This window comes from Micromonospora sp. NPDC049240, from assembly GCF_040647835.1.
In the GTDB taxonomy this organism is placed as follows: Bacteria; Actinomycetota; Actinomycetes; order Mycobacteriales; family Micromonosporaceae; genus Micromonospora.
Genome location: NZ_JBEZCX010000012.1, coordinates 277,845 through 289,035, shown reverse-complemented (window position 1 = coordinate 289,035; position 11,191 = coordinate 277,845). Strand labels below are relative to the sequence as shown.

The window sequence follows — 11,191 nt, the reverse complement described above, 5'->3', positions numbered from 1 at the left end:
ATGGGCATGAAGCTGGAGGCGGCCCGGCAGCTCACGTACGCCGCCGCCGGCAAGTCCGAGCGGGGCGACGCGGACCTGACCTACTTCGGCGCGGCCGCCAAGTGCTTCGCCTCGGACGCCGCCATGGAGATCACCACCGACGCGGTCCAGTTGCTCGGCGGCTACGGCTACACCCGCGACTACCCGCTCGAGCGGATGATGCGGGACGCCAAGATCACCCAGATCTACGAGGGCACCAACCAGGTGCAGCGCATCGTCATGGCCCGCCAACTCCTCAAGAACTGACCGGCGGGGCCGGGCGGGGCCGTCGACGTCGCCCGGCCCGGCCCGTGCCGATCGGCCCGGCCCGCCGGCCGGACCAGCCGTCGACCACGTCGTCGAGCTGGTCGACGAGCAGCCGTCCGTACCCGGTCAGCCCGTCGGCGGTCCTGAGCAGGTCGGCCACCTCCCGGCAGGCTCCCCGGAGCCGGGCGAACTCGGCGTGCGCCAGGTGGCGGCCGGTGGTCGTACCGAAGCGCCGTTCCCGACGCCAGAACTCGCCGACCGCCACGTGGGCGTAGAGGCCCTGCACGAGCGCCGGCAGCGGACGGGCGCCGGCCCGCCACGGCACCGGGTGACGGGCCGGCTCCGCCGCCTCGACGAGCGGGAAGAGGTGGTCCAGGGCGGCCAGCTTGTTGTGCGCCAGCTCGTGCACGAGGGCCGCGGCGGTCGGGCCGGCCGCCCCGGGGCCGTCGGACAGGGCGACGCACCCCACCGCGGCGGGGAACGTGCCGCTGATCAGTGGGGCGGTCAGCTCGTCGGGTGTCCCCCCGCTGGTCACCGCCGCCCACGGCCGGCCGGCCGCGTCCCGGGCCAGCGGCATCACCATGGAGATCGCCTCGGTCAGCTCGGTGGCGGCCCGGCGGTGCCGGGTGGCCAGCAGCCGCCAGCCCGGGGACAGCCGGGCCGCCCAGCGGGCGGCCCGGACCGCGTCGACAGGTGCGACGGCGGCCGGGCGGGCCAGCGACCGGAGATCGTCCAGGTGCAGCCGGGGGCCGTGCCCGTCGGCCCGAAGCCGGGGCACCGGGTGCCAGGCCGGCGTCGGGCCGCCGCCCGCCGTCCCGGTCGTCCGGGGGCACAGCCCCGGGCCGGTCACCGGCACGCCGTCGAGCGTCAGCGTGCGGCGCGCCCCGTCCACGGTCAGCTCCGCCAGCCCGGCCCCGCCACCGGGGCCGCGGTGGACCCGGCCCAGGCCGGGCAGCGCCACCGTCACCGCGCCGGAGGAGCTTGTCGGGAAGCTGACACGGGCCCGCCCGCCGGCCCGCATCGCCGCCGCGGCCACCACCGCGCCCAGGGTCGCCGGGTCGTCGGCGGACCCCCGGTCGCCGTGCCCCAGGGCCCGCAGCGTGCCCGCCGCCCAGACGCTCACGGTGGGGTAGCCGAGCACCACGCGGGTGGGCCCGGGAGCCGACCGCCGCAGCTCGCCGAGGAGCTGCCAGGCGTCGTTGACCAGCGGCGCGTGCGGGTGTCCGAGGTCCGTGGCGAGCACCACGGCCGAGCGCAGCACGAGCAGGTTCCGACTCACCGGCACCGCGAGCAACCGCCGGACCACCTCCCGGCCGCCACCGCCCCGGGCGAGCGCCCGGAACGTGCCGACGGGCATCTCGTACCGGCCCGTCGGCACCCGCGGCCTCCCCAGACCAGTCGGCGGCCCACCGCGACGACGGTGGACATCGATGAAGGCTACGATATGTTACTGCCGGAACGCTGGCTGTGCCGTGCGGAGTGGTGGTGTCGATGGATCGAAGGTTGGGCCGGAGATGTCGGAACGGGTGAGCGGTGGCGACCGGCCACTGATATCCCAACTGCTCGATGTGGCGGAACTCGACCCGGCCGACCTCGACGCCATCCCGCGCCGGCAGTTGCACCGGTCCCTGCGGCGGCTGATCGACGAGAGCGGCGACCCGACCGCCGAGTTCCTCTGGTTCGGCAACCAGGCCGACAATCCGGGCGCGCGGCGGTGGTGGACGACGTCCGACACCGGGTCCGACGGGGGGACGGCATGACGATCGACGGTTTTCCGGACGCCCCGGCGCGCGGCACGTCCGCGTCCCGGCCCGAGCCGGGGGCGACCGAGACCAGGGTGACCGCCTTCGTCGCCGCGGAGAGCCTGACCGGGCGCACCAACGTGACAAGCAACGTGGCCTGGCTGCTGGCGCGCGCCGGCCGCCGGGTGCTCGTGGTGGACGCCGGCCGGGGGGCGGTCCGGGTGCACGAGCACCTCAGCCCCTTCTACAGCGGGGAGTCGCCCCTCACCGACCACCTGCCGCGCGGGCTGACCGACCTGATGTTCGCGCTGCCCGGGTTCACCACCGGGCAGCCCACCCTGCGGCGCTACGCCGCCCCCGCCGGTCACCTCGACGTGGTGTGGGTGCCCGAGTCGGCGACCTGGCCGCCGGTGACCGAGATCGGCGGTGGGCTGGGCGGCACGATCCGCAGTGAACTGCGCCGGCAGTTGCGGTTCATCGAGTACGACGACGTCCTGCTCGACCCCGCCGACTTCTCCGAGACGGTCGCCCAGTGGCTGGCCGTCCTCTGCGACGCGCTCGTCGTCTGCTTCCCCTACCGGGCGCCCCGGCTCGCCGACGCCGCCGCCGTGGCCCGCCAGGTGCACCGCGGCGCTCCCGCCGGAATCCGGATCATCGCCGCCACCACGCAGTCGGCCCCCGCCGACGCGGTGGCCGCCCGCCGGCACGCCGACGAGGTGGCGTCGAGCTTCCGCGGCGCCCTGGACGAGCCGGCGGTGGGCGTCGACTTCTGGCAGGTCGCCCTCCCCGGCGGCCCGGAGGGCCAGCCGCTCGCCCCGCTGCTGGAGGAGTCCCCGCACCGCGCGTCGGTGCTGGCGGCGTACGGCCAGTTGCTGAGCCTGCTGACGCAGGGTGAGCTGGACCGGGCCGAGCCGGAGGCGGAGCCGGTCCGGGCGCGCTACCGGTTCGGGCTCAGCCGGCCGCTCGCCGAGAACGGCGGCGAGCTGTTCGTGGCCACCCCGGGACGACAGCGGCCGTGGGCCGACTGGCTGAGCGCCGAGCTGACCGAACTCGACATCCGGGTCCGGCCCTGGCGCCCACGCGGTCCGGCCCCCGACGGGCCGGCCACCGTGCTGGCGGTCGCCCCGGACCCCACCGCGCACCGGGCGGGCGGGCCCGGCGTCGAGGACGACGACGAGGCGTGGCTCGACGCGCTGACCGGGGAGATGGCGGCGCGGCCCGGCACGGAGCTGCTGGTGCTGCGTACCGTCCCGGCCGGTCCACCCCCGGCCGGTCGACCGGTGGACCTCTTCGACTGCGACGAGCCGGAGGCACGTCGACGCCTGCGCGCCGCGCTGGGCCTGGCCGCGCTCAAGCCCTCGCCGCTGGACCGGCCCTGGCGGGTGGGCTTCCCGGGCCGGGACGACCAGTCCCGCAAGACGTGCGGCCTGCCCGACCGGCCGCGGCTGTTCGTCGGCCGGGACCGGGAGCTGAGCGAGCTGCGCGACGCGCTGCTGGCGAACCCGGGCGGCCAACCGGTGTGGGTACGCGGCCCGCTGGCCGCCGGCAAGAGCACGCTGGCCCGCGAGTACGTGGCCCGGTTCCACCGCGACTACCGCCTGGTCGTCTGGATCCCGGCGGGCAGCCGGCACGCGGTGCGTACCGCGCTGGCGGCGCTCGCCGACGAGCTCGGGGTCGAGCCGAGCGGCAACGCCGTCCACGAGATGCTCGCCGAGCTGCGCAAGCGCGGCGACCAGTGGCTGCTGGTCTACGACGGGGTCGGTGACCCGGCGGACCTGGTCGGGCTGCTGCCCTCCGGCCGCGGGCACGTCGTGGTCACCGGCGGCACCGGGGACCAGCCCGTCTACGGCCCCTCGGTGGCCGTCGACGGGCTGCGCCGCGACGACGCGACCGGGCTGCTCATCCGGCAGGTGCCCGGGTTGTCCGCCGCCCCGGCCGCCGCGGTCGTCGACGCGGTGGGCACGTTCCCGCTGGACCTGCGGCTGGCGTCGGGGCTGCTGGGCCAGGCCGGCATCCTGCTCGACAAGCGGGAGGCGGTCACCGGGTCGCGTGGCCCGGACGCGGCGGTGCCGGCCTTCCTGGAGGCGATCCGGCCCACCGGCGACGGGGCGTCCCCCACCCGGCGGATCGTCCGGGTGGCGTTGCGGCTGATGGACGAGGAGTTCAGCGGCCGGGTCGCGGTGATGCTGACGGAGATGTACGCCTTCGCCGCGCCGATCGGCATGTCGCTCGCGCTGGTCCAGTCCCGGCGGATGCGCGGGCAGGTCGCCGCCGACCTGACCGACGAGGACGCGGCCCTGCTGCGCGCCGACGGGTGGGAGATGGACCGGGCGCTGGCGCTGGGGATGCGGTTCCGGCTGTTCGACGTCGCCTGGGGCCGCGACGGGACGGTCCGGATGCACCCCGCCGTGCAGGCCACCGTGCTGGCCGACATGACCGCCGGGAAGCACGCCGCGCGCCGCGGGCGGTTCCTGCTCGCCCTGGCCGGGGCGGCGCCCCGGACCATCGCGGCGGCCTCCGCGCTGCGGCACGAGCTGCACCAGCATCTGCTCAGCTCCGGCGCACTGGACGCGGACGGCCCGGACGACGTCCGCCGGCTGGTGGTCGAGCAGCTCGAACACCTCATCGCCCGGGGCGAGGACGAGGCCGCCGAGGCGCACCGGCTCTGGCGGCCGGTGCTGGACCGCTGGCTGGCCGCGTACGGCTGGCAGGACCGGATCACGCTGCGGTTGGCGACCCGCCTCGCCGACGTCACCCGGTCCCTGGGCCACAGCGACGAGTCGTTGACGCTGAGCCGGCAGGTGCTGCGGGAGAGCACGGTCCTGCTCGGTCACGACCATCCGCGGGTCCTCGTCACCCGCCGGGGTCTCGCCGGTGACCTGCGCGGGCTCGGCCGGTTCCGGCCGGCGCTCATCGAGGACCAGGCCACCTGGCGGGGCTTCCGGGACCAGTTCGGCAACTCCCACCCGGAGACGCTGGTCGCGGCGCACAACCTGGCCCAGTCGTACTACCTGGCCGGGCGCACCGACGAGGCGGTCCGGGTGGCCCGGGAGACGCTGGCCCGCCGCCGACGGCTCTTCGCCGACGACCATCCCGACACCCTGGAACTCGCCAGCGACCTCGGTCGCTACCTGGGTGACCTGGGCGACCTCGCCAGCGCGCGGAAGCTGCTCCAGGAGGCGTACCAGGAGCGGTTGCCGGCCGGCCGCAACGGCGAGGAGGACACGCTGCTGCTGCGGATCATCCGCCACCTGGCGGTCATCGCCCGCCGGCAGGAGGAGCTCACCCGGGCCAAGGAACTGAACAGCCGCGCCTACCTGGCGTTGCGACGGCTGCTCAGCGAGGACAATCCGCGTACCCAGTCCTGCCGGCTCAGTCTCGCCGTCGACTACCACCTCGGCGGGGAGAGCGAACACGCGGTGCGGCTGGCGGACGAGAGCCTGGCCGGCTACCGGCGCGACCTCCCGCCCGAGCATCCGTTCACCCAGGTCTGCCTGAGCCTGCGCGGGGTGCTGCTGCGCGGCGTCGGCGACCTCGAAGAGGCGGTGTCCGCCGGGCGTCAGGCCGCCACCGGACTGGCGGCCACCCTCGGCGAGTCGCACCCGTGGACGCTCGGCGGTCAGGTCAACCTGGCCGGCAGCCTGGCGGCGGCGCAGCGGACCACCGAGGCGGAGCGGTTGCTGCGCGGTGTCCTCGACGAGGGCCGCCACTTCCTCGGGCTCCAACACCCGTACCTGCGCGCCACCCGGCGGCTCCTGGCCGCGTTGGTGACCGACGGCGAGATCAGCGGTGGCATCCCGTACGGCCCCGCGAAGCTCGACTTCGTCGACATGGAGGTCCCGGCGACATGAGCGCCCCCATCCCCGCCGACGAGGCAGCCGGGCCGTCCGGCGTCGACGGACGGATCGACGTGATGCTCGCCGACCACGTCCGGGAGCGGCCGGCCATGGTGGACGCGTGCGAGCGGCTGATGCGGAGCCTGCCCGGGATGCTCCACCTCGCCCGGTACCGCACCGGGGTCTGCGACTTCGCCCTGGACGCCCCGGCGCCGGTGGCCGGCGCCCACGAGCTGGACGCCGACGAGCGGCAGCTCGTCGACCGGGACGTGGTGCACGCGATGACCACCCTGGGCGGGGTGTTGCGCCCGGCGCGCAGCGGCGACCTGATCCGGGTGGTGCTGCACACCGCGCGGGGCGCGCTCTTCGCCCTGCAACTGAGCCGGGAACAGCACCTCGTCGGGGTGGTCCGGGTGGAGGATCCGGCGGACGAGCCGCCGCCCCGACAGCCGACGATCCGGGCCGCCGACATCGGCCTGTCCCGGCTGGCCAACGCGGAGCACACGGCCGCCGGCGAGCAGCCCACCAACTACGGCGGCTGGCTCACCCCGGTCAGCACCGCGTCGGGACCGCCCGGCCCGTCCGGTCCGCCCGCCGTCGAGGCCCGGCCCCGGACCTGGGTACGCGACGAGTCGTACGCCGGGTTGGCGGCCCGCTGCGCCGGGCAGGTCCACGCCGAGGGCCTGCACTACGTGGCGGTGTGCCGACCGGGCCGGCTGGAGGCCACCGCGGACGTGCTCGACGACCCGCGGCTGGGCGACTTCTTCGCGGACGCGTCCCCGGCCCGGCGGCGGGCCTTCTACGGCCACCTCGCCCAGCGGGTGGACGAGCTGCTGCGCGCCGTGGTGCGGTCCGCGCACCCGGCGATCGGCTCCCGGGTGCGCCGGCTGGTGCTCGACGTCGAGCAGGGCGCGTTCTACTGCTATCCGGTGGGGCTGGACCGCTACCTGCTCGCCGTCACGCTCGACCAGGACCGGGTGGCGGAGGGGGACGAGAAGGCGGCGGTGTTCGGCGCCGAGCTGGCCGGGTGAGCGCGCCGCCGGGCGGGGCGGGGCCGGCTCCCGCCGACCGCCGGGCCCGGGTGGTCGAGGCGGTGCTGCCGTCGCTGCGCCGCACCGCGCTGTTCGTGCTGGTCGCCACCGCCGGTTGGGCGTTGGCGGCCGGGCGGGGCTGGACCGACGTCCACCGGTCAGCCGGTTACCTGACGGTGGCCACCGCGCTGCTGGCGGTCGGCCTGTTCGCCAGCACCCACGGCATCGACCTCGCGGCGGCCCGGCGGAACCTGCGGCTGGTGCTGCTGGCGGTCACCGTCGGCGTGCTGGTCAAGGCGGCGCTGATCTCGGCGGTGATGTACCTCGCGTTCGGTCGGCCGGCGTTCCTGGTCCTCGGGGTGGCGGTCGCCCAGATCGACCCGTTGTCGTTCGCGGCGACCCGGCTGCGCTCCCGGATGTCCGGGCAGGCGCAGTCGATCCTGTCCGCGTGGGCGTCGTTCGACGACCCGGTCACCGTGCTGCTGACCGTGTACGCCGCCGCCTGGGTGGTCCCCGCGCTGCCCGGCGATCCGGCCGGCCCGACGACGGCGGAGCTGGGTGGGTTCACGCTCTCCCTGGTGCGGAACGCGCTGCTCGCCGCCGTGGCCGCGGTGGCCTGGTGGGGTACGCGGGCCCTGCACCGGCGGGCGGTCACCCGCGCCCGGTGGGTCGGCCGGGCGGTGACCGTCGGTCAGCTCGTGGTCCTGCTCGGGCTCGCGGCGCTGGCGGTCACCCAGTTCCTGCTGCTCGGGCTCGCCGTGGCCGGGCTGTTCTACCGCCCGCCGATCGGGCCGGCGCTCGACCTGCTGACCCGCTGGGCGTTCCTGGCCGCCACGTTCGCGCTCGGGCTGGTGCTGGTCGGTGGCGTGGACCCGGTACCGGGCGTGGTGCTGGGGCTGGCCGCCGTGGCGGCGCACGTGGTGGTGGCGTCCGTGATCGGTGCCCGGCTCCCCGCCGCCGACCGCCTCGACGTGCTGCTCGGCCAGCAGAACGGCATCACCGCCGTCATCCTGGCGCTGGTGCTGGAACGGCAGTTCGTCGGCACGGTCGCCGTGGTGGCGCCGGCGATCCTCGTCGTCAACCTGGTGCACGCGTTGACGAACGGCCTGCGTGAGGCGTCCGGCCGGGGTGGTCCGGGGACGGCCCCTGCCGGGCCGGCGCCGGCGGTCAGGCCGCGTCGTCGGTCAGGGCGGTCACCAGCTCCCGACGTACCCGCGCACTGAAGTCGGTCAGCACGTCGCTCGCCGTCTCCGACCGGCGGACGTCGTCGTCCACGAGGTCCCGCGCGCCGCGGAGCTGCCGCACGGGCAGGTATTCGTGCACGGCGTCGAAGATCTGGCACATCTCGTTCAGCCGGTCCCACTGAAAGGGGGCGGGACCGCCGGGGCGCTGGCGGGCCGCACGGTACCACTCCGCCACGGCCAGCCCGAACGCCTCGACGAGCGCGTTCAGCAGCGTGGCGACGCCGACCGCCGACTGGACCTCCGGGGTCCGGACCCGGGCCCGGACCGCCTGCCGCGCGCCCCGGCCGCCCTCGTCCTCGACGAACGACCGCCGGAACAGCACGCCGACCGGCGTCCGCAGGTCCACCACGGCGAAGGCGCGGTCGAACAGCTCGGTCACCGACGTCGGCAGGTCGGCGAGGTCGTCGCCGTTTCGGCGGTCGCCGGGCGGGACCGGCCAGCGTTGCAGCTCGCGCAGCTCCCGGCGGATGGCCGCTAGGTGCTCGTCGTTCTGGGCCCGCAGGTCGCTGAGCGAACCGTTGAGCAGGCCGAGCAGGTGCTGGGTGGCCGACTGGCGGCGGTCCAGCCGGGCCATGTGCGGCGCCAACGGCACCAGCGCCCCGTCGGCCGGATAACGCTCCTCGATCCGCCCGGTCATCGACGTCACCTCGGCGGCGAGCTGGTCGGCGAACGACCGGGGGCGGTAGAGCAGCGGCTCCCGGCCGACGGCCTCGCGGATCCGGGGGAGGAAGCGCTCGGGCACCGGCTCCAGCACGACGAGCAGCAGTTCGCAGTCGCGGTACGCGTGGCTGATCCGGGCCCGGGTCTCCACCCGGGCGGCGTCGCTCTCCTCCAGCAGCGGACCGGAGACCAGGATGCCGCAGCCGGCGTCGTCCCGACCGGCCGGGATCCAGTAGTCGATGCGGCTGTCCGGGTCGTCGATGGGGAAGAAGTCCGGCCGGGAGTTCTCGTGGCCGGTGCTCACCAGCACCCGCCGGATCTCGGCCAGGATGTTCTGCGCGCCGACGCCCCCGTACAGTTCGCGGGCGGCCTCCCGGACCATGCCGGCGGTGACCTGGCCGCCCTGGTCGCGGGCCCGGCGCCAGAGCCGGTGACAGAGCGAGATGATGCCCCGGGGGACGCCGTTGGCCAGCTCGACGAGCTGCCCGACGGTCGCCTCGCTGAACGGCTCCAGCCGGCCCCGCTGCCGCCGCAGCACGTAGTCGAGCACGTCGGCCGGGCTGAGCGGGGTCATCGTGATCTGCTCGCCGCTGCGGTCCCGCACGTCGCGGCGCAGCGTGCTGAGCAGGTCGGGCAGCCCGGCGAGCAGGAGGAACGTGTTGGAGGCGGCGAAGACCCGCAGCATCTCCTTGAACGCGTCGAGGGCTTCGTCCTCCCGCCGGCCGGCGGCGGTGAGCAGCTGGTCCAACTCGTCGATGACCAGGACGAACGGGTTCGGGCCGTAGCCGATCAGCAGCGCGAAGACGCCCATCGCCTGGAGCGCGGTGGCCTCGCTGCCGGTGAGCGTGCCGGTGATCCCCCGCTCGCGGAGCACGTCGGCCGGCGGCCGACCGGCGATCCACTCCCAGACCGGGTCCTCGAACCCGCCGCGCAGCAGCAGCGTCAGCGCGCGGGCGAACTCGGCGTTCTCGGTGACCTTCCGCAGCCGGTCGCGCAACTGCCCGAGCAGTTGGCTCTCCATCATGTTGAACGTGTCCACCACGGCGACCGGGTCCAGGGTGCCGGCGAGCAGTTGCTCGGCCAGGGGTTCGGTTACCCGGGACCGGCGCAGCTCGACGGCGAGGATGTCGGCGTACAGGCCGCGGACGCGCCGGTGCACCACCTCCCGGCGGTCGGCGAGCTTGTCGGCGAAGGTCCGGTACAGCGAGACGAACGTGTCCGGCGGGGCGGTCAGGTAGATCGACTGGAGGTCGCCGTCGAGGCGCTCGGTGGCGTGTCGGACCAGGTAGGACGCCAGGTGGGTCTTGCCGGTGCCGTAGTCGCCCACCACGGCGACCACCCGACCGGCCGGCGTCTGCGCAGCGTCGTGCAGCGCGTCGAGGTAGCCGTTCATCGCGTCGGTGGCCCGGCGGACCGCCGCGGTGGGAATGGTGTAGACGGTCGACCCGGTGTCGGCGACCTGCGCCACGGCGCTCGACGGATAGGGGTTCGCCTCGCCGATCGGGGCCGGGTCGTACGCGTCCATCAAGGCTGCTCCCTGAGGCGGCGGGCTTCTCTCATGAAGTGTCGGGCCAGATCCTGCCAGGTCACCTGGTTGGGTCGCTCATCTTGCACACGTAGTGTCTCGTAAACGCCGAAGAGTAACCATTGCATCTCGCGGATCGTTGCCAATCTGCCGTCGTCTATGTACTCCTCCAGTGCGGTATCCGCCAGCGGAGGCAGCAGCCCGGGTGTCAGCCGGCCGAGCCGGTCGGCGGCGAAACGGGCCGCGTGCCGGTGGTCGAAGCCGTCGACCTCCAGGTGGACGGTGTTGCGACCCAGCACGTCCCGGTCCCGGCGGTCCAGCGCGCTGGTGGTCTCGGCGAAGAAGACCATCCGCCGGGGCGCCCGCGCGGCGTAGTAGTGCAGCTCCTCGATCAGCTCCACCGGCGGCAGCAGCACGATCAGCGCCTGGTCGGTGTCCAGGCAGCCGGGCAGGTTGCGGTACGCGTCGTCGGGCCGGTCGCGCATCTCGTACGCCAGGTTGTGGCGCAGCAGTTGCAGCTCGTTCAGCTTGTCGAGCAGCGCCCGGCAGGTGTGCTCCCGCCGGGTGGGGATCGGGTCGTTCTCGTGGGCCTCCTGGCGCAGGTTGACCACCTCCGCCCGCAGCCCGTCCCGGCCGAGCCGATCGCGCAGCCAGTGCGCGCAGCGGTTGACCAGCGCGGTCTTCCCGCACCCCCGCTCGCCCCGGACCAGCACCAGCCGCCCCTCGTGGTGCAGGTGGGCGACGTCGGCGAACCGGCCCTGACACTGCTCGAAGGACGCCTCGGTGTTGTCCACCGGGACGTAGTAGTTGACGTGTTCGGCGTACCAGAGCGGGTTGAGCGGGTCGGTGCTGCCCAACCTGGGCACCG

The 11,191-nt window shown here is 75.1% G+C and carries 8 protein-coding genes; 5 read left to right on the top strand and 3 right to left on the bottom strand.

Annotated elements, in window-relative coordinates:
• Positions 1-285: acyl-CoA dehydrogenase family protein (locus tag AB0B02_RS20670; protein ID WP_357302516.1), on the top strand; the 285-nt coding region annotated here is incomplete at its 5' end.
• Here the strand turns inward: AB0B02_RS20670 and AB0B02_RS20665 are convergent.
• Positions 275-1,663 carry an HEXXH motif-containing putative peptide modification protein gene (locus tag AB0B02_RS20665; RefSeq protein WP_357302513.1) on the bottom strand — a complete coding sequence of 463 codons (1,389 nt, stop codon included), beginning with the start codon at positions 1,661-1,663 and terminating at the stop codon, positions 275-277. The two genes, AB0B02_RS20670 and AB0B02_RS20665, sit on opposite strands and share 11 nt — an antisense overlap.
• A 136-nt stretch (positions 1,664-1,799) precedes the next feature.
• On the opposite strand from AB0B02_RS20665, the gene AB0B02_RS20660 reads away from it, so the two are divergent.
• The 4 genes from AB0B02_RS20660 to AB0B02_RS20645 are packed head-to-tail and all read left to right on the top strand — an operon-like array spanning position 1,800 to position 8,117.
• Complete coding sequence (locus AB0B02_RS20660; protein ID WP_281944097.1) at positions 1,800-2,045, top strand: hypothetical protein; 246 nt, start codon at positions 1,800-1,802, stop codon at positions 2,043-2,045.
• On the top strand, positions 2,042-5,878 hold the full coding sequence (gene fxsT, locus AB0B02_RS20655; RefSeq protein WP_357302510.1) for an FxSxx-COOH system tetratricopeptide repeat protein: 3,837 nt from the start codon (positions 2,042-2,044) through the stop codon (positions 5,876-5,878). Before AB0B02_RS20660 ends, fxsT begins: the two co-directional genes overlap by 4 nt.
• Positions 5,875-6,894, top strand: coding sequence for a hypothetical protein (locus tag AB0B02_RS20650; protein ID WP_357302507.1), 1,020 nt, complete (start codon positions 5,875-5,877; stop codon positions 6,892-6,894). The genes fxsT and AB0B02_RS20650 overlap by 4 nt, the downstream gene beginning before the upstream one ends.
• Positions 6,891-8,117, top strand: a complete 1,227-nt coding sequence (locus AB0B02_RS20645) for a hypothetical protein (RefSeq protein ID WP_357302504.1) — start codon at positions 6,891-6,893, stop codon at positions 8,115-8,117. Before AB0B02_RS20650 ends, AB0B02_RS20645 begins: the two co-directional genes overlap by 4 nt.
• Here the strand turns inward: AB0B02_RS20645 and AB0B02_RS20640 are convergent.
• Positions 8,062-10,323, bottom strand: a complete 2,262-nt coding sequence (locus tag AB0B02_RS20640) for an AAA family ATPase (RefSeq protein ID WP_357302501.1) — start codon at positions 10,321-10,323, stop codon at positions 8,062-8,064. The genes AB0B02_RS20645 and AB0B02_RS20640 overlap by 56 nt on opposite strands.
• On the bottom strand, positions 10,323-11,180 hold the full coding sequence (locus AB0B02_RS20635; RefSeq protein WP_281944087.1) for a hypothetical protein: 858 nt from the start codon (positions 11,178-11,180) through the stop codon (positions 10,323-10,325). The genes AB0B02_RS20640 and AB0B02_RS20635 overlap by 1 nt, the downstream gene beginning before the upstream one ends.
• Between the last annotated feature and the right edge of the window lie 11 nt (positions 11,181-11,191).

What these genes read in the sequence shown, in the direction of transcription:
- AB0B02_RS20660 (WP_281944097.1), top strand. Translation starts at nt 1,800, where the DNA reads ATGTCGGAACGGGTGAGCGGTGGCGACCGGCCACTGATATCCCAACTG.
- AB0B02_RS20650 (WP_357302507.1), top strand. Translation starts at nt 5,875, where the DNA reads ATGAGCGCCCCCATCCCCGCCGACGAGGCAGCCGGGCCGTCCGGCGTC.
- AB0B02_RS20640 (WP_357302501.1), bottom strand. Translation starts at nt 10,323, where the DNA reads ATGGACGCGTACGACCCGGCCCCGATCGGCGAGGCGAACCCCTATCCG.
- fxsT (WP_357302510.1), top strand. Translation starts at nt 2,042, where the DNA reads ATGACGATCGACGGTTTTCCGGACGCCCCGGCGCGCGGCACGTCCGCG.